The sequence below is a fragment of the Kitasatospora sp. NPDC022785 genome (genome assembly GCF_055561295.1).
In genome coordinates this window covers 1-23050 of the sequence record NZ_JBVHHB010000016.1, presented here as the reverse complement: position 1 = coordinate 23050, position 23050 = coordinate 1, and the positions used below count along the sequence as shown (strand labels likewise).

The window sequence follows — 23050 nt, the reverse complement described above, 5'->3', positions numbered from 1 at the left end:
GCGGGGTGGCTCCGGGCGCGGTGCGGCGTCGGACCGGGCGCCTCCGGGCCGGGCGTACTCCGGGCCGGGCGCACTCCGGGCCGGGCGCACTCCGGGTCGGCCCGCGGGCTCACATCCAGATGAAGGGCGCGCCCGCCGAGTACGAGAGGGCCCGGGTGGCCTCGTCCAGCACCTGCTCCGGGCCGGCCGACGCCGCGGTGGGCGGGACGGCGAGGGGGGTCGCGACGGTGGGGGCGGCCGGGGACGCCGACGGCGAGCCGCCGTGGGCCTCGACCGGCCGCGAGCTGGTGACGGTCACGTGCCGGCCGACCACCTCGACGCGCGGCTCCGTGCCGGGCTTGGCGGCCCCGGCCGGCAGGGCGGGAGCGGTGGAGGCGTTCTCGAGGATGAAGGCGACCGCGCCCGGCTTGGCGCGCAGCGCCTCCGCGGCCCGGGCGGCGGCGGCCTGGTCGGCGAACCGCAGCAGGGTGACGCTGCTGAGCACCGGCTTGTCCTGGCCGGCGAAACTGACCGTCAGATAGCCCTGGCAGCCGCTCTCGCGGAACAGGTCCTGGGTACGGTCCTGGAGGGCCTCGGTGCAGTTCTCGCCCTGGCGGACGCCGGAGCGCCTGCCCTTGTAGCCGCCGACCTCGACGAGCCGCTGGGCGGGGAAGAGCGTGTCGACGTTGAGGCCCTCGGGGTCGGCGCCGCTGCGCGGCGGCGGGCTGCCGACCACGGGCGGTGACTTGGTCGTGTCCTTGCTGGAGGGGCCGAGGCCGGGTATGAAGTCGCCGGGCGTCGGGCGGGTGATGATCCAGCCGCCGGCCGCCACCACACCGGCCACCACGACCCAGCCGACGGCGCGGCGGGCGCCGATTCTGCCGGCCGGCCTCCGGTACGCGCCGCTCGGCTGGTCGGTCCCGTGGTCTCCCGGTGACGGGGTGCGCTCCCCCTGCGTGGTCATGGCGCAGATTCTAAGCAGTGCGCGGGTGGTGCAGGTCACGGGGGAGGGCCGTCGACGATCACCGCACGACCGGCCCGCACCGCCGTGGGCGGGGACGTGACGTGGGCCACTACCGTGAGCTTCGACACTGTGACAACTCGCACATCCTCCCGGAGATCTTCTGGTGGGTTTCCTCTGGCGTCGCCCGTCGGCCACCAGGCAGGATCAGGCCCATGGATCTGCTCGATACCCTCACTGCCAAGGGCCTGCGCGGGGAAGCCCCGACCCGCGAGGAGGCGCTCGCCGTCCTCGCCACCACCGACGACGAGCTGCTGGACGTCGTCGCGGCCGCCGGACGGGTGCGCCGGCAGTGGTTCGGCCGCCGGGTCAAGCTCAACTACCTGGTGAACCTCAAGAGCGGGCTCTGCCCGGAGGACTGCTCGTACTGCTCGCAGCGGCTGGGCTCCAAGGCCGAGATCCTCAAGTACACGTGGCTGAAGCCGGACCAGGCCGCCGAGGCCGCCAAGGCGGGCGTCGCCGGCGGCGCCAAGCGGGTCTGCCTGGTGGCCAGCGGCCGCGGCCCGACGGACCGTGACATCGACCGGGTCGCCGACACCATCTCCGCCATCAAGGACGCCGACCCGGCCGTCGAGATCTGCGCCTGCCTGGGCCTGCTCTCCGACAACCAGGCCGAGCGGCTGAAGGCGGCCGGCGCCGACGCGTACAACCACAACCTGAACACCTCCGAGGGCACCTACGGCGACATCGCCACCACCCACACCTACGCGGACCGGGTGGACACCGTGCAGAAGGCGCACGGCGCCGGCCTGTCCGCCTGCTCCGGCCTCATCGCGGGCATGGGCGAGAGCGACGAGGACCTGGTGGACGTGGTCTTCGCGCTGCGCGAGCTGGGCTCGGACTCGGTGCCGGTCAACTTCCTCATCCCGTTCGAGGGCACCCCGCTGGCCAAGGAGTGGAACCTCACCCCGCAGCGCTGCCTGCGCATCCTGGCGATGGTGCGCTTCGTCAACCCGGACACCGAGGTGCGGATCGCGGGCGGCCGCGAGGTCCACCTGCGCACGCTCCAGCCGCTGGGCCTGCACATCGCCAACTCCATCTTCCTGGGCGACTACCTGACCAGCGAGGGCCAGGCCGGCCAGGCCGACCTCGACATGATCAAGGACGCGGGCTTCGAGGTCGAGGGCGCCGGCGAGGCGACCCTGCCCCGGCACCGGGCCGACGTCGCCGCCGCGGTGGCCGCGGGCGGTGCCTGCGGGACCGGCGGCGGCTGCGGGCCGTGCGGCGGGCACGGTGACACGGGCGCGCACGCCGACACGGACGGCGAGGCCGACGCGCACGGGTGCGGCCCCTGCGGCGGGCACGCCGCGGCGGCTCCCGGGGAGGCACCGGCCGAGAACCCCGCCGACGAGCTGCGCGGCGACCTGGTCCGCGTCCGGCGCCGCGGCGCCGGCACCGAACTGGCGCCCAACGCCTGACCTCCGCAAGGGAATCCACCATCATGGCTCAGCTCCCCGGCACCCCCATGCCCACCGACACCCTGCTCGCCCTCGACCGGGCGCACGTCTGGCACCCGTACGGGCCGATGCCCGGCACCGCCACCCCGTACGTGGTGGAGTCCGCGTCCGGGGTGCGGCTGCGACTCGCCCGACCCGTCGCGGGGAGAGACGAGTTGGTCGACGGGATGTCGTCCTGGTGGGCGGCGATCCACGGCTACGGGCACCCGGTGCTGGACGGGGCGGTGCGCGAGCAGCTGGGCCGGATGAGCCACGTCATGTTCGGCGGGCTCACCCACGAGCCCGCCGTCCGGCTGGCCGCCAGGCTGGTCGAGATCACCCCGGAGCCGCTGCAGCACGTCTTCCTGGGCGACTCGGGCTCGGTGGCCGTCGAGGTCGCGATGAAGATGTGCCTGCAGTACTGGCAGTCCACCGGCCGGCCGGAGAAGCGCCGGCTGCTCACCTGGCGCGGCGGCTACCACGGGGACACCTTCCACCCGATGTCGGTCTGCGACCCGCAGGGCGGCATGCACCACCTGTGGGGCGGGGTGCTGCCCGACCAGCTCTTCGCACCGCAGCCGCCGGCCGGCTTCGACGCGCCGTTGGACACCGAATACGCCGCACGGTTCGACGAGTTGATGGAGCGTCACGCCGGCGAGCTGGCCGCCGTCATCGTCGAGCCGGCGGTGCAGGGCGCCGGCGGGATGCAGTTCCACTCCCCCGCCTACCTGCGGATGCTGCGCGAACTCTGCGACCGGCACAACGTGTTGCTGGTCTTCGACGAGATCGCCACCGGCTTCGGCCGCAGCGGCGCACTGTTCGCGGCCGACCACGCGGGCGTCTCTCCGGACGTGATGTGCCTGGGCAAGTCGATGACGGGCGGCTACCTCACCATGGCCGCCACCCTCTGCAGCAGCGAGGTCGCGGACGGGATCAGCCGCGGCGAGATGCCGGTGCTGGCGCACGGCCCGACGTTCATGGGCAACCCGCTGGCCGCCGCCGTCGCCAACGCCTCGATCGACCTGCTGCTCGGACAGGACTGGCAGGTCGAGGTGAAGCGCATCGAGACCGGTCTGCGGGACGGCCTGGCCGCCGCGGCCGACGTGCCCGGCGTGCGCGACGTCCGGGTCCAGGGCGCCATCGGCGTCGTCCAGTTGGCCCACCCGGTCGACATGGCCTCCGCCACGGCGGCGGCCGCGCGGGAGGGCGTCTGGCTGCGCCCCTTCCGGGACCTCATCTACACCATGCCGCCCTACGTGACGGGGGACGAGGACGTGGCCCGGATCGCGGCCGCGGTGACCGCAGCGGCGGTGGCCGGATGATCACCCCTCCCGTTCTCTTCGTGACCGGCACCAACACCGAGGTCGGCAAGACCGTGACGACCGCCGCCATCGCGTCGGCGGCCCTCCAGGCCGGCCTGCGGGTCGCGGTGCTGAAGCCCGGGCAGACCGGGGTCGCCCCGGGCGAGCCGGGGGACGCCGAGGAGGTCGCCCGCCTGGTCGGCGCCCCGCTCGACACCAGGCTCGACGACCCGTTCGACACCAGGCTCACGCTGCGCGAACTCGCCCGCTACCCCGAGCCGCTGGCGCCGGACACGGCCGCCCGCCGGTCCGGCCGGCCCTGCCTCACACCCGCCGAGACGGCCGCCGCGGCCGCCGAACTCGCCCGCGACCACGACCTGGTGCTGGTCGAGGGCGCCGGCGGCCTGCTGGTCCGCTACGACGAGGAGGGCCGCACGCTCGCCGACCAGGCGCTCGCCGCCCGCGACCTCGGCCTGCCGGCCCAGGTACTGCTGGTCGCTTCGGCCGGCCTCGGCACGCTCAACATCGCCGCCCTCAGCGCGGAGGCGCTGGCCGCGCGCGGCCTGCCGCTGTTCGGCGTGGTCATCGGCTCCTGGCCCGACTCCCCCGGCCTGGCCGACCGCTGCAACCTCGCCGACCTGCCCCGCTCGGCCGGCGCCCCGCTGCTCGGCGCCCTGCCCGAACGGGCCGCCGGCGCCGCGGACTTCGCCGCCCTGGCGCGCGCCGCGCTCGCCCCGGCGCTGCAGGGGCACTGGGACGCGGCGGAGTTCACCGCGGCCAACGCGCCCGCGTAGGACGGCGCACGGCCGACCTTGCGCGCGGTGCGGCCGGCACTGCGGCGGTGCGACCGGAGCGCGGCAGTGCGCCGAAGGGCCACCGGTGCCACCGGTGCACTCCGGCGGCCGGGGTCCGGTCGGTTTCGCTCGAAGGAGTGAGAAATTCCGACGGGTGCGGCGCGGGCCCGGTAGGGCTCAATACCGTTCTCGGCATGACAGATGGCCTGACGGTAGACGAGTCCCTCCGGGCCCTCGCCACACTCGAGGCGGCGTGGAAGGACGACGAGGAGGCGCTGGCCGCGCTGGCCGCCGGCGGCCCGGACGAGCAGCCGCTCCCGGCCCTGGTCGCGGCGTACGGCGAACACGCCATCGACACCCTGATGGCACTCGCCTTCGGCCTGCGCTCCAGCATGACCGACGAGGAGCTGGAGGCGCTGACCGACGCCGTCAGCTCCAACATCGGCGCCCGGATGGCCGCCCTGCTCGCCCGGACCCTCCGCGCCTGGGCCGCGACGACGGCCGCCGGCGACCTCGGGGCCACCAAGGCGATCGCCCGCACCGTCATCGACGCGATGCGGGCGGTCACCGAGGAGCCGGGCAAGACGGACGTGCTGCCGCTGCTCGCCACCTTCCGCACCTACGCGCTCAGCAACCCGTGAGCGGACCGGTCGGGGCGCGGTTTCGCCACGGAGCCGTCGCGGCGCCTGAGGCTTGAGAGTCGAGGCGTGCGGTTCGCGGGGGTCCCGGGGGGGGAGGGTCGGGGCCTGCGGTCAGGCGTCCAAGGGCTTGGCCCAGCGGGTCCACTGCGGCTGGGGGCCGTAGCCGGCCGCCCGCCAGGTGCGCTGCCCGAGCCCGTTGTCGTCCAGCACCATCGCGTCGGCGCGGCGGCCGCCGAGGGCGGTGAAGCGGGCCTCGGCGGCGGCCAGCAGCGCGGCGCCGATGCCTCGGCGGCGGTGCCCGGGGTCGACGGCGAGGCGGTAGAGGTGGCAGCGCCAGCCGTCCCAGCCGGCGATCACGGTGCCGACGATGGTCCCGGTGTCCGCCGCCGTCGTGGCGACGATCAGGCACTCCCGGTCCCTCTGCAGCAGAGCGGCCACGCCGTCGGCGTCGTCCGTGATGCTGGTCCCCTTGGCCGCGCGGGCCCAGAGGGCGAGCACGGCGGGGATCTCGTCGGGGGTGGCGGTGCGCAGCGCGATGTCGGCGGTCGTCCCGGCCATCACGTCGTCGGTCAGGCCATCGGTCACGTCGTCGGTCAGGCCAAAGGTCAGGTCATCGGTCATGCCGGGTTGTCTACCAGGGGGTCGGATCCGCCCGCGGGGAATTCCGGATCACGGACGGGCCCGGCGCTGCGGACAGTCCCGGCGCTGCGGACGGTCCCGGCCTTACAGGCGGTCTCCCTCCGGGCGGGTGTCTCAATCCTTCGGCGGGTCGAGCCGCCAGACCGTGGTGGTCTTGAGCGCGGCGTCCTCCAGGTCGGCGACCACCGGGACGTCGTACGCGGCCAGTGCGCTGAACCGTTCGCGCGGCAGGTAGGCCCGGCCCGGGTCCCCGACGATCACCACCGCGCCGCGGGCCCGCGCCCGTTCCAGGAAGGGGAGGAAGCGGGCGGCCATCGCCCGCTCGTAGAAGACGTCGCCGGCGAGCACCACCTCGGCCGGCGCGCCGTCCCCGTCCAGCAGGTCCTCCACCGCCGCGTCGACGCGGACGCCGTTCGTCTCCGCGTTGACGTCGATGGCGGCCACCGCGTAGGCGTCGATCTCCGCGGCCCGCACCGACCGCGCGCCGCGCAGTGCCGCCGCGATGCCCACCAGCCCGGATCCTGCCGCCAGGTCGAGCACCGTCCGCCCGGCGACCAGCTCCGGGTGGTCGAGCACGTACCGCGCGACGCCGACCCCGCCGGCCCACGCGAACGCCCAGAACGGCGGCGCCAGGCCCTCCTCGCCGCGCGCCGCCTCCGTGGTCTCCCACAGCGCGATGGCGTCCTGCGCCATGTGCAGGGTGACCTCCGGCACGAACGGCACGGGAGTCGGCCGGGTCTCCCTCCGCACAAAGCTCCGGTCCGACGGCACAGTTGCGCCGGGATGAACGTCGCGCGTCTCGTTCAGCATGTCCGCAGCATAGAGGCTCGGCAGGGGTGTCCCGACCAGGCGGCGCGGCTCCGGCGGCCGAGGCGGGAGGGAGCCCGGGGACGTCCGGTGGCGCCATGGAAGGGCGGCGTACGCACGGCGACCCGGTGCGTACCATTTCGATACCGAAGCCTGGGTGAGCTGCGGAGATGCTCGCCCGCCGGGCCTGGGCCCCGGTAGCATCCGGCACATGCCCTCCGGGCCTGGCGCAGGCGGCCCAGCGCTGTCGTGCCCGCGGTCCGGTCGGCGGACTCTCGTGGGACACCCGGCAGTCGGCCTTCGGTGGTCGGCACTCGGTGGTCGCCGCGCACTCGGCACCGCGCGCCAGGGCTGTCGCGCGAACGGCGAAGGGCAGCGTTTTGGCGGATCGGCTCACCGGAGGAGACTCCTCGCTGCTGCGGCGGATCAACGCGGCGGTCACGCTTCGGGCGCTGCGGGCCGGCCACTCGGTGACCCTCACTCAACTGGTCGGGGACACCGGACTCTCCCGGCCGACGGTGGAGGGTGTGATCGAGGGGCTGGTCGAGACCGGCCTGGTCGCCGAGGTGGACCAGCCGCAGAACGGCGGTCAGCCCGGTGGTGCGGGCCGCCGGGGGCGTCCGGCACGCTGGTTCCGGTTCCGCGCCGAGGCCGGGCACATCCTCGGCGTCGAGATCGGTGTGCACGACATCCGGGTCATCCTCGCCGACCTCACCGGCGAGGTGGTGGGCAGTCACTTCCGGACCGTCGAGGAGACCCTGGACGCCGAGGAACGGCTGAGCGCCGTGCGCACCGTCGTCGCCGAGGTGCTGCGCAAAGCCGGCGTCTCCCGGGACAACCTCTGGGCGGTCGGCGTCGGCACCCCCGGCATCGTCGACCGGGACGGCACCGTGCAGCTCGGCACCGCCATGGCCGGCTGGACCGGCCTCGACCTGGGCGCCCGGCTGCGGCGCTCGTTCCGCTGCCCGGTGATGATCGAGAACGACGCCAACCTGGCGGCCATCGCCGAGCACTGGCAGGGCGCGGCGGTCGGCGCGGACGACGTGGTCTTCGTGATGGCCGGCCTCAGCCCCGGCGCCGGCTCACTGATCAACGGCAAGCTGCACCGCGGCTTCGGCGGTGCGGCCGGCGAGATCGGCGCCCTCCACCTGCTCGGTCAGGAGGTCACCCCCGAGCGCCTGCTCTCCACCACCGGCAAGCCGCTCAACCCGCTGGACGAGGCAGCCGTCGCCCGGGTGCTGAAGCTGGCCCGCGAGGGTGACGAGGTGGCGAAGGTCGCGATGGACCGGTTCCTGACCCGCCTGGTGCAGAGCGTCGCCGCCCTGGTGCTGGCCATCGACCCGCAGTTGGTCGTGGTCGGTGGCTGGGCCGCCGGCCTCGACGGCGTGCTGGAGCCGCTGCGCGAGCGCCTCGCCCAGTTCACCCTGCGCGCCCCCGAGGTGGCGCTGGCCGCCCTCGGCTCGGAGGTCGTGGCGATGGGTGCGCTGCGGGTGGCGCTGGACCAGGTGGAGGAGCAGCTCTTCGCCGTCGACCCGCCGACGGGCGCCGGCGCCCGGGGGTGACGTCGGGTGACGTCGGGTGACGTCGGGTGACCGCTCGGCCGTGGGGCGCGGACCGGCGCTCGGTGGCCGAGCATGCCTGCGCTCGGTGGCCGAGCGTCCCGGCGCCCCGGCTGCTCGCCCGTCACCAAGGCCGAGGCCCGGGCACCTGTGGGGCGTCCGGGCCTCGGCCTGAGGGTGTTTCGGGGTGGTTCAGGAGGCGGTGCGCACCTCGGTGGTGGCACCGGCGGTGGCGGCGACCGGGGTGACCTCGACCAGGCCGGTCTCGCCGAAGGTGAGCTTGCAGGTGTCCGCGCGGTAGGTGGAGACGGCGAGGGCGACCAGGCGGCCGGCGGCGGCGTACTGAGTGGTCATCACCAGGACGGGCGAGCCGGGCGGGCGCTCCAGCAGGGCGGCTTCCTCGGCCTCGGCGACGCCCAGCTCGACGGCGCGGGACTCGCCGTCGACCTCCAGGCGCTCCAGCTGGCGCAGCACCGAACGGGCACGGTCGCTCTCGGCGCGGAAGCCGGGCAGGTGCGGCAGCGCGGAGGCGGGAACGTGCAGGGACTCGGTGGCCATGTTCTGGCCCTGGACCATCCGCACCCGGCGGACGGTGTGCACGGTGGCGCCCTCGGCGACGCCCAGGGCCTTGGCGAGCCGGTCGGAGGCCGGGGCGGTGGTGCAGTCGACGGTGCGCCAGGCCTGGCTGCGGGCGGTGCCGGGCCAGCCCTCCTCGTGCCGGTTGACCGGAACGCCGACCCGGGGGGCCGCGATCAGGGTGCCGATACCGCGGCGGCGCACCAGCCGGCCCTCCAGCTCCAGCTGGTCGAGCGCCTGGCGCAGGGTGGCCCGGGCCACGCCGAAGCGGGCGGAGAGCTCGCGCTCGTTGGGCAGGACCTGGCCGGTGGAGAACTCCGTGTCGATCGCGCGGAGCAGCACTGTGCGCAGGTGCCAGTACTTCGGCTCCGGTACCGCCGTGAGCTGTCCAGTCGTTCCCACCGTGGCCTCCACCCTGCTTTGTCCGCCCTGCCGAAAGGAGGGCGGACCCGGCCCGCTGTCCGCTGTTGCGGCAGGTGGGAGAGCGGGCTTTATCCGTCCTTCTTTATTAAAGGTCCTTGCAGTAAGTGACCCTAGGGGCTGTCTCCGGAGATGGTCAAGACCAATGGCGGCGGTTGGTGCGGTTGTCGCGCTGATTCATGCCGCGTTCACGACATCCTGACATCCGGACCCGACGCCGCCCCGGAGAGACCCCTCCCGGACGTGCCGTTCCCGGACGTGCCGCCGCCGGGCCGGCCGGGGCGCTCGGTAGGCTTCCCGGGTGATTGTGGTGACGAGTGTCAACGTGAACGGGATCCGGGCGGCCGCCAAGAAGGGCTTCATCGAGTGGCTGGCGGCCACCGAGGCGGACGTGATCTGCCTGCAGGAGGTCCGCTCCGAGCCCGGGCAGCTCCCGGTGGAGCTGCGTGACCTGGAGGGCTGGCACGCGGTCTGGGCACCGTCGGTCACCAAGGGCCGTGCGGGCGTCGCGGTGCTGTCCCGGCAGAAGCCGGAGCGCACCGTGGTCGGATTCGAGTCCGAGGAATTCGACAATTCGGGCAGGTATGTCGAAATCGACCTTCCGGGTCTGACGGTGGCCAGCCTCTACCTCCCTTCCGGAGAAGTCGGCACCGAACGCCAGGAGGAGAAGGAACGCTTCATGGCGGAATTCCTCGTCCACCTCGGCAGGCTCCGCACCCGGGCCGCCGCCGACGGCCGCGAGGTCGTGGTCTGCGGCGACTGGAACATCGCCCACCGCCCGGAGGACCTCAAGAACTGGAAGGCCAACCAGAAGGCGGCCGGCTTCCTCCCCGAGGAGCGCGCCTGGCTCACCCGCGTCTACGAGGAGGCCGGCTACGTCGACGTCGTCCGCCGCCTCCACCCCGACCGCACCGGCCCCTACAGCTGGTGGTCCTACCGCGGCCGCGCCTTCGACAACGACTCCGGCTGGCGAATCGACTTGATTTGTACGACGGAGGGTATCGCAAGCCGCTGCACCGAGGCGTACGTAGAGCGGCCTGCCTCCCACGCCGAGCGCTGGTCCGACCACGCCCCTGTCACGGCGGTCTTCGACCACAAGTTCCGACTCAGTGACCCGGCTTCGCCAAGCGCCGGGGTGCGCCCGGCGGAACTGCAGTTCGACGTTGGCGGCCAGTGAGTCCTTCTCCTTCGTCCGGAGGCGAGTTCGTGGGTGAGCCGCTCGGGTTCGTCGTGGCGGCCGCAGGCCAGCGCCGCCTCGACGGCGTAGGTGATCAGGGAGCTCGACCGCGTCCGCTCCCCCGCTGCCCGCGAGAGGTCGACCGCCCGGGCGGCGGTCGCCAGGGCGGCGTCCGGTGCGCCCTGGAGGGCAGGACGGCGGTGAGTGCGACGGCAGCGCGGTGCCGGTGTCGCAGCGCTTGCGACCGTGCTCGGCGGCGGAGTTCGCGAGGCGGGGGCCTGCGTGGACTGCCCGCGGGCGAGGGCAATCCAGGCGAGCGACCGGTCTCCCCACGCGGCGGGATGACCTCGGGATACTCGGAGCCTCGGTGAACCGCTCCTCCAGGCCGGACCAGCACCCTGCGGCAGCGTCCAGACGCGGCAGGGCAATCCGGCTGTAGTACTCGATGGTCGGAGGCGCCGGTTCGGTGCGCGATGTCCCGGCTCTCCGCCAGCAACCGGGCGGCCCGGGCGTTGTGCCCCACCTCGACAACGCACTCACCAACGTTGTGCAGGGTGCGCGCGCTCTGCCGCAGGACCTCCAGGTCGTCGGACGTCCGCGGCAGGCTTTCGGCGCGGTCCATCCATTCGGCGGCCCGCCCGGCGCGGGCGTCCGTTTCGTGAGCTCCCGCTGGGTCCGCAGGTGTGTCGGCCCCATACCCACGGCTCTCTTGGCCGTCAGCGCCGTTCCGGCCTTCGAGTTACCCGACACGCCGAGGCAGGTTCGCGATTGCACAAACATCACGTTGAGCTGCTGTTCGGGTCATGGGGCGGGCGGTCTGACCGGCATCAGGCAGATAAAGCGGTGGTCGCCTGCCCGGCCTCCCTGCCACCATCTGGGTGTGACCACGTTGTTCCTGATGGTCGGCCTGCCAGGGGCCGGAAAGACCACGAGGGCTCGGCAGCTCGCCGATGAGCACGGCGCGCTGCGCCTGACACCCGACGACTGGATGATTCCCTTGTTCCGTGAGTCGGAGGCGAACGGGAAGCGCGACGTGTTGGAGGGGCGCATGCTCTGGCTCGCCTTGGAGGCGGTCAAGCTGGGCACCAACGTTGTGGTGGACTACGGCTGTTGGTCCCGTGACGAACGGTCTGCGATCCGGTGGCTGGCGCAGGCCGAGGGCGCGTCCTTCCGCATGCTCTACCTGCCGGTGGACGATGCGACCCAGCGCGCCCGGATCGCCCATCGCTGGGCGACTACCCCCGAGGAGACGTTCCCGATGACCGAGGCCGACATCCAGGATGGCCGGGCGCACTTCGAGGAGCCCGACGCGGCGGAGTTGGGAGGCGGCGAGGTCGCCGGCCCGCCCTCTGGCTGGGCGGGCTGGCGGGAGTGGGCCGCCTACCGGTGGCCGTCGTTCGCGTGACTGTTCGGCCCGACATGGTACGGGAAGGGCCCTTTGTGCATGTCCCGTGACGCTCCAAACCCAATGTGGTTCAGGGGATGACGCGACCGATGTCGTTGTCTCGCTGATGGATCTGTTCAATCTCACCCCAGGGTGGCGGACCACCCAAACGCCAGGGGACTTGCTTCGCGTCTGACGCGTGGATCGACCGCCTGGCGGCTTTGACGAACTCCCGTTGTGCAGCGTCGAGTTTCGTATGAATCCGACGAAGCATCGCCATGTCCTTTGGCTCCCCGAACGGGAAGGCACTGAACTCTCCTACGACTGAGGCGAGTTGCTCCGCAGCGATCCCCACATCGGTATCGGCTACCAGGCTGACCGACACCAGGGCAGCGTTCCACTCCTCCCAGCCGATCCCCTCGGGCTCGCGCTGCTCCCAGTACGCGTGGCGCATGCCGATCTCGACCGCGCCGAAGCTCTGGAGAAGGCGCTCGTACGCCGCGATCTTCCGATCGCGTATCCACTGCCCGGATTCATTGCGGCGCCCGGCCAGGGTTCCTACGAGGATGCCAAGGATTGTCGCGGCCACTCCGCTGGCGGTGGATATGAGGGTTCCCCAAGGGAGATTCATGCTATTCCTACCTTTCAGTCGGACGTCCAGCCAAGGCTCAGTCGAGGCTTCTATCAGGTCGGGTGTAGAAGGACTCGACGCCCCGCCAGGGCGAGGGGCCTCCCAGTGATCGGTCCAGGCGCCGTTGGGACGGGGCAAGGGAACAGCGGGCCGCATTGACGAAGCTCAGGTGAGCCTCGCCCAGCGCGGCATGAATCGGCCGCAGTTCTTCGAGGTCGGTCGGCTGACGACCATGGAAGAGGATGGTGAAGTCCTCCAGGATCTCGCAGACCCGCTCGGCTGCTGCGCTGGTCGCCGGGTCGGCAACTAGGCTGACCGAGTGCTGGGCGGCCATGAAAGGCACCCAGTCAACGGCGGGCCTGCGCTCGTCGAGGAAGGCCTCGCGCAGCTCCGCCTCCACGCCCCCCGAACGCCTGCAGGAACTTCTCGTAGGCGGCGGTCTGCGTCCCCTGCAGCCATTGCTGGTGCTGGCTGCGGCGCCCGACGACACCGCCGGCGATGACGCCCACGACCGTTGCGGTGACACCACCTGCGGTGGATATCAGCAGATCCCATGAGACAGTCAAGCCAGGGCTCCTCACGATGGATGAGCAGGGCGCCCCCGAGCAGTCCCACACTGAACGAAACAAACTGAATGAACGTCAATTCCTGCCCAGTGTCAATGAGATGGACGCTCGCAGTCTCCTAATTGGCCTTCCGGAGACGCCACCGGGTTGTGCTGCAGGTCGTTCATGGCCGAGCTGGTTACGTGGCAGCAGTCAGGTCGGTGGCTCTCGCGGTGAGGTAGGTGCTCCAGTCGCGTTGCGCGTGGCGGGCCCACTTCAGCGCAGTATGGATGTGAATGTCGAGGAGGTTCCAGTGCCGGTGCGGGTAGCTCGGTGGCGAGGGCGATGAGGGCGGGCTGCAGTGCGGGCGGGTCTGGTGTGGATGTCCTGGCGCGCGAGCCGGTCGTTGAACGCTTTGCGACTGAGTGGAACCGGTGAGGTTTCGGCCGGATGCGGACGGACTTGCCGGTGGCGGTCGCGGTGACCTTCCCGTCGAACGTGGTGTCACCACCGACCGTCAGTTGGTTGACCACAAGGTTGGGGTCGTTGACGGTCAGATAGGTGGTCAGGTAGCGGTCCTGTCCGTCCAAGGTCGCCTTCAGCGTGAAGTTCGCGTTGTCGGTGAGCGTCGGCGACTTCCACACCCCGCCCCCGAAGTTGGGCTGACTGCTGTCGCTCTTCTCCCTCCCGTCCGCGCCCTGGTAGTACATCGTGTACGTGATCCCTGTGTCGGCGGGAGCGTCCCACAACAGCTCCACGGTGTCGCCCCGGTTGACGACCGTGGTCCGGGGACGCAGGCTGCGGAAGTAGAACTCGTCGTTGCCCTTCTTCACCTTCACCTGACCGGTGCGCTTCCGGTAGCTCTCGTGATCCCCCGTGGTCGAGGTCATCTCCTCCAGGTCCACGTCCACCGTTCCGATGGCCGGGTTCACTTCGATGCCCGAGAAGGTGAAGCTGCCGCCCACGGCGGCTTCTGGGGATCCGGGGTGATACTGGGGCCCGCACCGGGGCGAATTGGGTGGGCTGTCCCTGCTGGGCGGTGACCAGCCGCAGGGCCTGACCGAAGCGGTCGATGATGTGCAGCTCGGTGAAGTAGAACTGCCCGGCCCGCACCGGCTGGAACCGCTGCTCGCGGCGGTCGCCGGTCACCCGGCGGGGAGCAGGGTCGGGTCCGCCATGATGCGGCGGACCGTCGTCAACGCCGCGCCCAGCAGGGGCCCGCGCCGGCCCAGGGCGGACGGGCGCACCGCCTCCGGTGCCCACGGCCGCACGGTGACCCGGGCGGCCAGCTCGGCGCGCACGGACGGCAGCAGCCAGTCGGCGAGTTCGGCGTAGGCACCGCCGAGGACGAGGCCGTCCGGGTCGATGAGGTCGACGGCGGAGGTGAGGGCCAGGCCAAGGGCCCGACCCGCGCGGTTCCAGGGCCCGCAGGGTGGGCGCGTGCCCGGCTGCCGCCCGTTCGGCCAGCAGGGCGACGGGGTGGCCGGGGCCCGTCCCGGTGGGACCGCCCGCGGGGCGGCCGTGTGGCGTGAGGCCGGCCTCGCGCAGCACGGCCGCCTCGCCCGCGTACTGCTCCAGGCAGCCGCGGGAGCCGCAGGCGCAGTCCGGGCCGTCCGGCCGGACGGGGAGGTGGCCCAGTTCGCCGGCGAAACCGCGGGCGCCCCGGAACAGCCGCCCATCGATGACCAGGGCGGCACCGATCCCGGCGTCCGCGGAGACGTGCACGAAGGTCTCTTCGGGCCGCCCGGCGTTCCAGTACTCGGCCAGGGCCCCGAGGTTGGCCTCGTTCTCCGGCTCGGGCACCGTGTCCGGGTCCGGCCAGTGGTCGGCGAGCCGGACACCGCTCCAGCCCAGGTTGGGCGCGCGCTCGACCAGTCCGCCGGGCCGGTTCGGCACCACCCCGGGCACGGCCAGCAGCCGGCCCTCGACGCGCAGCCCGAGGGCTTCGGCCTCCGCTCCACCTCGGCGCCCAACGCGGTGGCCTCCGCCAGCACCTGCCCGGGCGGCCGGCGTTGGGCCGTTCCACCCGGCGCCAGATCCGCGGCTCGCCGCGCAGGTCCGCGACGCACGCGCCGAGGTGGGCGACGCCGATCTCCAGCCCGAGACCGGCCGGGCCTTCGTCGCACACGGTCAGTGCCCGTCAGGGGCGGCCGACCCGGCCATGGGCGGTGGCCGCCGCCTCGGTCACCGCGCCCCGGCCGATCAGCTCGTCGACCAGTGAGGAGACGGCCGCTCTGGTCAGGCCGACGCGCCCGGCGACGTCCGCGCGGGAGAGCGGGCTGTGCGCGACGACCGCGCCGAGCACGACGGCCAGGTTCTGCCGCCGCATGTCCTGTTGCGACGCGGGCCCGTGCTCCGCACTCCTGCTCGCCACGTTGCCGACCGCTGTCACCCGCGCGCCCGCTGACTCCGACCACGGAAGCCGGGTCGTGCGCACCGCACGACCCGGCTTCCGGCGCTCGCCCGGCAGCCCGCGGCTTCGGCCGGACGGTCCCGGTGGACCGCCGACGACGAGGAGCCCGCGCCTCGCTAGGGCTTGTCTGACAATTCCCGCCGCGCGCGCCGCCCCGGACGGCCGTCGGTGCGCACGCAGTGGCACGGCCCGGCCCCGGCACGGACCGGACGGGCCGTGCCGGGGCCGGGTTGTGCGCTACCGCCGGCGGGCGGTGATCAGACGCTGCAGGACGATGAAGACGAACAGCAGCCCGCCGATCACGATCCTGGTCCACCACGAGCTGAGGGTGCCCTGGAAGCTGATGATGGTCTGGATCAGGCCCAGCACCAGCACGCCCAGCAGGGTGCCCAGCAGGTAGCCGGAGCCGCCGGTCAGCAGGGTGCCGCCGATCACCACGGCGGCGATCGCGTCCAGCTCCAGGCCGACCGCGTGCAGGCCGTAGCCGGAGAGCATGTAGAAGGTGAGCAGCACACCGCCGAGCGCCGAACAGAAGCCGCTGATCGCGTACACGGTGGTCTTGGTCCGTCCCACCGGCAGGCCCATCAGCAGGGCGGACTGCTCGCTGCCGCCGAGCGCGTACACGTTCCGGCCGAGCCGGGTGTAGTGCAGCACGACGAATCCGGCCGCCACCACCAGGAGCGCGATGACCACGCTCGGCGAGACGAACAGGTCCCCGAGCGGGATGCGGGTCTGCGCCATCGCGGTGTACGACGGATCCGTGATGGAGATCGACTCGATGCTGATCATGTAGCACAGGCCCCGGGCGAGGAACATGCCCGCCAGTGTCACGATGAACGGCTGGATCTCGAAGGTGTGGATCACCCACCCCATCACCCAACCGCCGGCCGTGCCCATCACCAGCACCAGCGGGATGACCAGCAGCGGCGGCCAGCCCTGCCGCTCCACCAGCCAGGCGGAGACCATGGTGGACAGGGCCACCACCGCGCCGACCGACAGGTCGATGCCGCCGGTCAGCACGACGAAGGTCATCCCGACCGCGACCACGAGCAGGAAGGCGTTGTCGATCAGCAGGTTGAGCAGCACCTGCCCGGAGAAGAATCCGTCGTACTGCACCGACCCGGCGGTGAACATCGACACCAGCAGGACGGAGGTGACCAGCAGCGGGATCTGTCCGCGCACTCTGGTCAGCAGGGCGTTGGCGTTCACGCGCCGACCTCCCGGTTGGTGGTGGTGGCAGGGCGCGGCCGGCCGGTGCTCCGGCGCCCGGCGCCGCGCCGGGCGACCTTGGCACGGAAGTTCGGCGACTGGATCAGGCAGACCGTGATCACGACGAACGCCTTGAAGACCAGCGTGGTCTCCGGCGGGATGCCGATCGTGTAGACCGTGGTGGAGAGGGTCTGGATGATCAGCGCGCCGAGGACCGTGCCGCCGATCGAGAAGCGACCCCCGTTGAGCGACGTCCCGCCGATCACCACCGCGAGGATGGCATCGAGCTCGATCCACAGACCGGCGTTGTTGCCGTCCGCCGCCGAGACGTTGGAGGAGACCATCAGTCCGGCGACGGCCGCGCAGAGGGCGCTGAACACGTACACCAGGCCGACCAGGCGCATCGCCCGGATCCCGACCAGCCGGCTGGCCACCGGGTTGCCACCGACCGACTCCAGCAGCAGGCCGAGGGCGGTGGAGCGGGTGAGCAGCGCGGTGAGCAGCGCGACCAGCCCGCTGAGCAGGATCGCGAACGGCATCCCCAGCCAGTAGCCGCCGCCGATGAGCTTGTACGGCTCGCTGGTGATCGTGATGATCTGACCGTCGGTGATCAGCTGGGCGACGCCGCGGCCGGCGACCATCAGGATCAGGGTGGCGATGATCGGCTGTACCCCGATCCGGGCCACCAGCACCCCGTTCGCGACACCCAGCAGCACCGCCGTACCGAGCGCGATGCCGATCGCGCCGAGCACCGTGCCGAGACTCGCCGGGTCGGCCGCCTCGCTGATGTGCAGGCAGGCCAGCGCGCCGGCGATGGCGACGGTGGAGCCGACCGAGAGGTCGATCCCGCCTGTGGCGATCACCAGGGTCATGCCGAGCGACACCAGGATCAGCGGAGCGCCGAAGTGCAGGATGTCGACCGTGCTGCCGTACAGGTGGCCGTCCTTGAGGTGGACGGCGAAGAAGTCCGGGGTGAAGGCGAGGTTGGCGAGCAGGAGCACGGCCAGCACCACGGCCGGCCAGAACAGCCGGTACCGGGTCACCGCCTTGCCCCTCCCGGTGGTCGAGGCCGTGGTCATTGTTCCGCTCCACTCGCGATGGTGGCCAGGACGCGCTCCGGGGTGAGGGCGTCGTCGTTGCGCAGTTGGGCGACCATCCGGCGGTCGCGCAGTACCCCGACGCGGTGGCTGAGCCGCAGCACCTCCTCCAGCTCGGCGGAGATGAACAGCACCGCCATGCCCTCCTCGGCGAGGTTCGCGACCAGCTTCTGGATCTCGGCCTTGGCGCCGATGTCGATGCCGCGGGTGGGCTCGTCCAGGATCAGCAACTTGGGGTCGGTGATCAGCCAGCGGGCCAGCAGCACCTTCTGCTGGTTTCCGCCGCTGAGGTTGCGGACCAGCGCCTCCGGATCGCCCGGGCGGATGTCCAGGGCACGGATCCAGCGCAGCGCCAGCGCGTCCTGCACGGTGCGCGACAGCGGACGGGCCCAGCCGCGGGCCGCCTGCATCGCCAGCACGATGTTCTCCCGGACGGTCAGCTCGCCGACCAGGCCCTCGGTCTTGCGGTTCTCCGAGCAGAACGCGATGCCGTGCGCGATCGCGTCGCGCGGGCTGCGCAGGTCGGTCTCGGTACCGTCGATCCGCACGGTGCCGCCGTCCTTGTGGTCGGCGCCGAACAGCAGCCTGGCGGCCTCGGTCCGGCCGGATCCCAACAGGCCCGCCAGGCCGATCACTTCACCGGGACTGATGGCGAGGTCGTACGGGGCGACGGCGCCCTGCCGGGCCAGGCCCTCGGCCTCCAGGAAAGGCCGGCCGGTGGCCGGAGCGGAGCGCTCGCCCCGGTGGCCGCCGGCGAGTCGGTCGAGCCCGGCGAGCTCCGCCCCGATCATCCGCGAGACCAGTTCGACCTGGTTGAGCTCGCTGGTCAGGTACTCGCCCTCGAGCCGTCCGTTGCGCAGCACCGTCATCCGGTCGCAGATCTCGTAGATCTGGTCGAGGAAGTGCGAGACGAACAGGATGGCGACGCCCTGGTCGCGCAACCGCCGCATCACGGTGAAGAGTTGGCTGACCTCTTCACGGTCCAGGCTGGAGGTCGGCTCGTCCAGGATCAGCACCTTGGCCGAGACGTCCACCGCGCGGACGATGGCGACCAGTTGCTGGACGGCGATGGAGTAGCTGTCCAGCGGCGCACTGACGTCGACGTCCAGCTCCATCGTCCGGACCAGTTCGGCGGCCCTGCGGCGCATCTCGGCCCAGTCGATCAGGCCGAGGCGGCGCGGTTCGCGACCGATGAAGATGTTCTCCGCCACCGACAGGTTCGGGCAGAGGTTCACCTCCTGGTAGACGGTGCTGATGCCCACCTCCTGGGCCTGCAGCGGACCGGCGATCCGAACCCGCTCTCCGGCCAGCACCACCTCGCCGCCGTCCGCCGGGTGCACCCCGGTCAGCACCTTGATCAGCGTGGACTTGCCGGCGCCGTTCTCCCCCATCAGGGCGTGCACCTCGCCTGGGAAGAGCCGGAAGTCGACCCCGTCCAGCGCCACCACCCCGGGGAACTCCTTGCGGATCCCCCGCACTTCCAGGACCGGTTGCTGACGCACCCCGGTTCTCCTCTCCTCGTGCGACCCTGTCCGCCCGGGGAGTGATCCGCCGATCACTCCCCGGGCGGGCGGGCCCGTTCAGTACTGGCGGGTCGGCAGCGCGGCAGCGGCCTGGTCCTGGGTGAAGACACCCTCCTGCGTCTTGATCCGCTTCGGCACCTGCTCGCCGGCCTTGACCTTCTTCACCAGGTCCATCAGCTGGTCGCCGAGGATCGGGTTGCACTCCACATCGACGTTGATCTTGCCCTGGGTCATCGCCGTGAAGGCGTCCTTGACCCCATCCACCGAGATGACCCTGATGTCGGTGCCCGGCTTCTTGCCGGCCTCCTCGATCGCCTGGATGGCCCCCAGCGCCATGTCGTCGTTGTGCGCGTACAGCACGTCGATCTTCGGCTGGGCCTTCAGGAAGGCCTGCATGACCTCCTTGCCCTTCGCGCGGGTGAAGTCGCCGGTCTGCGAGGCCACCACCTTGAACTTCGCGTCCGCCTTGATCACGTCACCGAAGCCCGCCTTGCGGTCGTTGGCCGGCGCCGAACCGGTGGTGCCCTGCAGTTCGACGATGTTCACCTCGTCGGACTTGCCCTGGTACTCCTTCACCAGCCAGTCGCCGGCCTTCTTGCCCTCCTCGACGAAGTCCGAGCCGAGGAAGGAGACGTAGAGCGAGTCGTCCTTGGAGTCCACCGCGCGGTCGGTGAGGATCACCGGGATCTTGGCGTCCTTCGCCTCCTTCAGCACGGTGTCCCAACCCGACTCCACCACCGGCGAGAAGGCGATCACGTCGACCTTCTGCTGGATGAACGAGCGGATCGCCTTGATCTGGTTCTCCTGCTTCTGCTGCGCATCGGAGAACTTCAGCTCGATACCGGCCTTCTTCGCGGACTCCTGGATCGACTTGGTGTTCGCGGTGCGCCAGCCACTCTCCGCGCCGACCTGCGAGAAGCCCACGACGAGCTTGTGGCCGGCTCCCTTGTCGGCCGAGCCCCCGCCACCGCCGGAACCACACGCGGTGAGGACGGTGACCATCGCACCGGCGACCAGGGCCGCCGCAGCTCTCTTGGACATGGTGGGACTTCCTCTCGGGATCGTCGATCGCGCGAACAGCACCGGCTCACATGAACGGGAGGTATCGGCGCCGTTTCGCTCGAGACAGATTGTTAACGCTCACAATCAGAACCGGCAAGGCCCCCGGGCCCCGTTACCCAATCTTGACCAGGCCGTCCGCAGCAACCCGATCGCCCGTCAACTCCGCGACAGACTCAGGAGTTGATCATTCGCCGAAGAGGGTTCCCACCGGCCGGGACCGGTCCGACCGCACCCCCTCGCCCCCTCGGCAGGGCAACGTACAAGCCTGACCGGCCCCGGCCCCGGCCCCGGCCTTCGGACGCGAAGCGCCCCGTGCCCGCACGGGCTCCCCGCGCTCCGCCGAGGCGGGCCCTTCGCGGACACCGCCCCCGGATCCGCGGACGCCCACCCGTCGAACGGGACCGAGCGCCCCGATCGGCCGCCCCGGCGGCCACGGGCGGCAGGGGTCAGACGGGGCGGGCGGGGCTGGCACTGCGGCGCAGGACCATCTCCGGGGAGATCTGCACGTGGTTGTGGTTGTGGGCGACGCCGTCGAGTTCCTCGAGGAGGAGTTCGAGGGCGTGGCGGCCGAGTTCGCCGAAGTCCTGGCGAACGGTGGTGAGCGGCGGGGTGAAGTACGCGGCCTCCGGGATGTCGTCGAAGCCGATCACGCTGATCTCTCCCGGCATGGCGCGGCCCGCCTCGTACTGGGCGCGGACCAGGCCGAGCGCCATGTGGTCGTTGGCGCAGAAGACGGCCGTGACCTCCGGGTCGTGGGCGATCCGGCAGCCCGCCTCGCACCCGGAGCGGGAGGTCCAGTCGCCGGTCTCGACCGGCGGCACGCGGGCGCCGCCGGCCTCCAGGGTCCGCCGCCAGCCGTCCTGGCGGTCGCGGCTCTCCATCCAGCCCGCGGCGCCCGCCAGGTGGTGCCCGGTCCGGTGGCCGAGGTCGAGCAGGTAACGGGTGGCGGCCTCGGCACCGGCCCGGTTGTCGAACGACACCATCGGCAGCCGGGACCGGCTGCCGGATCGATCGCGACCACCGGCACCGAACTGGAGAGCTTCGCGAGGGCGCCGACCGCAGAGACCTGCGGGGCGATCACCACGACGCCTTCAACGCCCTGGTCGCGCATCCCGTCCACGGCCTCCTGCACGGATCGGCCGTCCAACGAGCGCAGGCTGGCGACGCTGACGAAGTAGTCGGCGGTGCGGGCGGCGCGCTCGATGCCGTCCAGCATCGACGCGGGCCCGTACAGCGTGGAGTCGAAGGTGACCACGCCCAGGGCCCGCGAGCGGCGGGTGACCAGGGCGCGGGCCGCCGAGTTGGGCCGGTAGTCGAGTTCGCGGGTCGCAGCGAGCACCCTTCCGCGGGTGCCGGGCCGCCCGTGCGGGGCGCCGTTGAGCACCCGGGACACCGTCCGGTGGGAGACGCCGGCCAGTTTCGCGACGTCCGCCATCACCGGCTGCCGCACCTCGGTACCGACCGCTTCAGCTCCCACGTACAGCCCTCCGGTGCCACGGTCCGACCGGCCGCCTCGTGGCGGCGCGGCGGCGCCACTGTCTCATGCCCACCATGCGCAAGCATGTTAGCGTTAACAACTGCCATGCGGTCAGGCTTCGATCCGGCCTCGGGGCGGTAGCCCAGGCAGGCCGCGCCCCTCCCCCGCGCGGGCCGCACCCATGACGGGCGGCTCGTCGAGCCGATCGGCGCGGCCCTCCCGGGGATGGCCGGGCCCGGGCATCACGAAGGCCCGGCCCGTCGCCTCGCCGCCCTCTCCCCCGCCACCGGCGGCGGGCGGAGATCGGGCTCGGCCACCGGCCCCGGGGCGCGGCACGGGAACGGCGGACGGCGGCGGACCCGGCCGTCGGGTCCGCCGCCGTCCGCCGAGCGAGTCGGCTCAGCTCCAGGGCTGGGCGATCGTCCAGCTGGTGTCGGCGGCCCAACTGGTGGTGCTGTCCCAGCTGTTGGTGCCTCCGTTGGACGCTATGTAGGCGGTGTAGTTGTAGTGGCGGAGGTACTTCGTCGGGAAGTTGACGGACTGGAAGGAGGTGCCCGTCCCGCTGTTGCCCTTGGTCGGGCAGAAGGTGGCGTCCTGGGCGAAGGAGCCGGCCCCGCTGTCGAAGTCCAGGTAGAGCTCGTAGTTGTAGTGGTGCAGGAACTGCCCGGGGTTGTTGGCGGACTCGAAGGACAGGCAGGAGCTGTCGGCCAGGCCGGCGCGGACGATCCAGGTGGCGTCGGCCTTGTCGGTGGCCGAGCTGGCGGCGGTGGTGCCGGAGATGACGACCTTGGTGTCGGCGTCGTCGTGGCGGAGGTAGTGGGAGGTGCAGCAGGGCGCGGTGGTGGCCCGCAGCGAGATCCGGGAGCCGGGGGTCAGCGTGCCGGTGCCGGTCGAGCCGCTGGCGTAGCCGGCGGCGGTGATGTTGGCCTGGACGGCGTTCTCGGTGGTGTCCGACGGGTAGCCCTGGGTCATCACGCCTTCGTAGAAGGTGCCCTGGGCCCACTTGCTGTTGTCACCGCCGATGCCGAGGATGATCGCGCCTTCCTTGTGCATCGGGTTGTAGCCGGTGGCGTTGGGGCGCACGCCGTTGTAGAAGGTGGACAGGCCGCCCGACTGGGCATCGCCCCCGCGGAGGGCCCACTGGTTCGGTCCGCCCTTGAGCATGGCGGTCAGGAAGCGGTTGTGGACGCTGGGGTCGTTGGCGTTGGATCCGCGGTTGACCCCGGAGAACAGGCCGTTCTCCAGGTCGGCCATGACCCAGGGTCCGTTGCCGCTGCCCGAGCCCCAGCTCTTGTTGTCGCCGAAGTAGAGGGCCTCCATGTGGCCGTTGCCGGTGTCCAGGTTGTTGGTCTCGGCGTT

Annotated in this window: 18 protein-coding genes and 3 pseudogenes; 7 read left to right on the top strand and 14 right to left on the bottom strand. The window is 72.0% G+C overall.

All coding sequences use genetic code 11. The features are described 5' to 3' along the window. Window positions 1-109 precede the first annotated feature (109 nt). The gene (locus tag ACZ3YO_RS23515; protein WP_465572497.1) at window positions 110-943 is read right to left on the bottom strand and encodes a hypothetical protein; all 834 of its coding nucleotides are present in this window, start codon (window positions 941-943) and stop codon (window positions 110-112) included. Window positions 944-1155: 212 nt separating this feature from the next. Between ACZ3YO_RS23515 and bioB the strand changes: the two genes are divergently transcribed. The 4 genes from bioB (at window position 1156) to ACZ3YO_RS23495 (ending at window position 5172) form a co-directional block, all read left to right on the top strand. Continuing rightward, window positions 1156-2418 carry a biotin synthase BioB gene (bioB, locus tag ACZ3YO_RS23510; RefSeq protein WP_465572495.1) on the top strand — a complete coding sequence of 421 codons (1263 nt, stop codon included), beginning with the start codon at window positions 1156-1158 and terminating at the stop codon, window positions 2416-2418. Between the two features lie 23 nt (window positions 2419-2441). Next, the gene (locus ACZ3YO_RS23505) at window positions 2442-3758 is read left to right on the top strand and encodes an adenosylmethionine--8-amino-7-oxononanoate transaminase (protein WP_465572490.1); all 1317 of its coding nucleotides are present in this window, start codon (window positions 2442-2444) and stop codon (window positions 3756-3758) included. After that, complete coding sequence (gene bioD, locus ACZ3YO_RS23500; RefSeq protein WP_465572488.1) at window positions 3755-4531, top strand: dethiobiotin synthase; 777 nt, start codon at window positions 3755-3757, stop codon at window positions 4529-4531. The genes ACZ3YO_RS23505 and bioD overlap by 4 nt, the downstream gene beginning before the upstream one ends. A gap of 194 nt (window positions 4532-4725) precedes the next feature. Then, window positions 4726-5172, top strand: coding sequence for a hypothetical protein (locus tag ACZ3YO_RS23495; RefSeq protein ID WP_465572485.1), 447 nt, complete (start codon window positions 4726-4728; stop codon window positions 5170-5172). A gap of 111 nt (window positions 5173-5283) precedes the next feature. Here ACZ3YO_RS23495 and ACZ3YO_RS23490 read toward each other — a convergent pair whose 3' ends face one another. Together ACZ3YO_RS23490 and ACZ3YO_RS23485 are read right to left on the bottom strand one after the other, a co-directional pair. Beyond that, window positions 5284-5730: a GNAT family N-acetyltransferase gene (locus ACZ3YO_RS23490; RefSeq protein WP_465572793.1), complete on the bottom strand. Its 447-nt coding sequence runs from the start codon at window positions 5728-5730 to the stop codon at window positions 5284-5286. 195 nt (window positions 5731-5925) lie between these two features. Then, complete coding sequence (locus ACZ3YO_RS23485; RefSeq protein ID WP_465572482.1) at window positions 5926-6525, bottom strand: class I SAM-dependent methyltransferase; 600 nt, start codon at window positions 6523-6525, stop codon at window positions 5926-5928. Window positions 6526-6998: 473 nt separating this feature from the next. On the opposite strand from ACZ3YO_RS23485, the gene ACZ3YO_RS23480 reads away from it, so the two are divergent. Then, a complete protein-coding gene (locus tag ACZ3YO_RS23480) occupies window positions 6999-8180 on the top strand; it encodes an ROK family protein (RefSeq protein ID WP_396323707.1) in 1182 nt (393 codons plus the stop codon). A gap of 189 nt (window positions 8181-8369) precedes the next feature. On the opposite strand, the gene ACZ3YO_RS23475 is transcribed toward ACZ3YO_RS23480, so the two are convergent. After that, window positions 8370-9155 carry a GntR family transcriptional regulator gene (locus ACZ3YO_RS23475; RefSeq protein WP_465572479.1) on the bottom strand — a complete coding sequence of 262 codons (786 nt, stop codon included), beginning with the start codon at window positions 9153-9155 and terminating at the stop codon, window positions 8370-8372. Between the two features lie 319 nt (window positions 9156-9474). On the opposite strand from ACZ3YO_RS23475, the pseudogene ACZ3YO_RS23470 reads away from it, so the two are divergent. Beyond that, a pseudogene (locus ACZ3YO_RS23470) lies at window positions 9475-10266 on the top strand (exodeoxyribonuclease III); the annotation flags it as partial. Window positions 10267-11230: 964 nt separating this feature from the next. Then, window positions 11231-11755, top strand: a complete 525-nt coding sequence (locus ACZ3YO_RS23465; RefSeq protein ID WP_465552637.1) for a P-loop nucleotide/nucleoside kinase family protein — start codon at window positions 11231-11233, stop codon at window positions 11753-11755. 70 nt (window positions 11756-11825) lie between these two features. Here ACZ3YO_RS23465 and ACZ3YO_RS23460 read toward each other — a convergent pair whose 3' ends face one another. From ACZ3YO_RS23460 to ACZ3YO_RS23415, 10 genes and pseudogenes are all read right to left on the bottom strand, one after another. Continuing rightward, window positions 11826-12365 (bottom strand): hypothetical protein, encoded by a 540-nt coding sequence (locus ACZ3YO_RS23460; RefSeq protein ID WP_465572476.1) that lies wholly within the window; start codon window positions 12363-12365, stop codon window positions 11826-11828. Window positions 12366-12402: 37 nt separating this feature from the next. Next, window positions 12403-12765 carry a hypothetical protein gene (locus tag ACZ3YO_RS23455; protein WP_465572473.1) on the bottom strand — a complete coding sequence of 121 codons (363 nt, stop codon included), beginning with the start codon at window positions 12763-12765 and terminating at the stop codon, window positions 12403-12405. A gap of 258 nt (window positions 12766-13023) precedes the next feature. After that, entirely contained in the window at window positions 13024-13875 is an 852-nt protein-coding gene (locus tag ACZ3YO_RS23450) for a hypothetical protein (protein ID WP_465572472.1), read from the bottom strand. A 180-nt stretch (window positions 13876-14055) separates the two neighbouring features. After that, window positions 14056-15239: pseudogene (locus ACZ3YO_RS23445) on the bottom strand (ROK family transcriptional regulator). 321 nt (window positions 15240-15560) lie between these two features. Continuing rightward, a complete protein-coding gene (yjfF, locus tag ACZ3YO_RS23440) occupies window positions 15561-16532 on the bottom strand; it encodes a galactofuranose ABC transporter, permease protein YjfF (RefSeq protein ID WP_465572470.1) in 972 nt (323 codons plus the stop codon). Beyond that, window positions 16529-17611, bottom strand: a complete 1083-nt coding sequence (locus ACZ3YO_RS23435) for an ABC transporter permease (RefSeq protein ID WP_465572467.1) — start codon at window positions 17609-17611, stop codon at window positions 16529-16531. Before ACZ3YO_RS23435 ends, yjfF begins: the two co-directional genes overlap by 4 nt. Continuing rightward, window positions 17608-19131 (bottom strand): sugar ABC transporter ATP-binding protein, encoded by a 1524-nt coding sequence (locus ACZ3YO_RS23430; protein WP_465572464.1) that lies wholly within the window; start codon window positions 19129-19131, stop codon window positions 17608-17610. The genes ACZ3YO_RS23435 and ACZ3YO_RS23430 overlap by 4 nt, the downstream gene beginning before the upstream one ends. 78 nt (window positions 19132-19209) lie before the next feature. Continuing rightward, window positions 19210-20193 (bottom strand): ABC transporter substrate-binding protein, encoded by a 984-nt coding sequence (locus ACZ3YO_RS23425; protein ID WP_465572462.1) that lies wholly within the window; start codon window positions 20191-20193, stop codon window positions 19210-19212. A 467-nt stretch (window positions 20194-20660) separates the two neighbouring features. After that, window positions 20661-21649 (bottom strand): annotated as a pseudogene (locus tag ACZ3YO_RS23420) (LacI family DNA-binding transcriptional regulator). A gap of 441 nt (window positions 21650-22090) precedes the next feature. Continuing rightward, window positions 22091-23050, bottom strand: a 960-nt coding sequence (locus ACZ3YO_RS23415; RefSeq protein WP_465572459.1) for an alpha-L-arabinofuranosidase B, incomplete at its 5' end; no start/stop codon positions are given.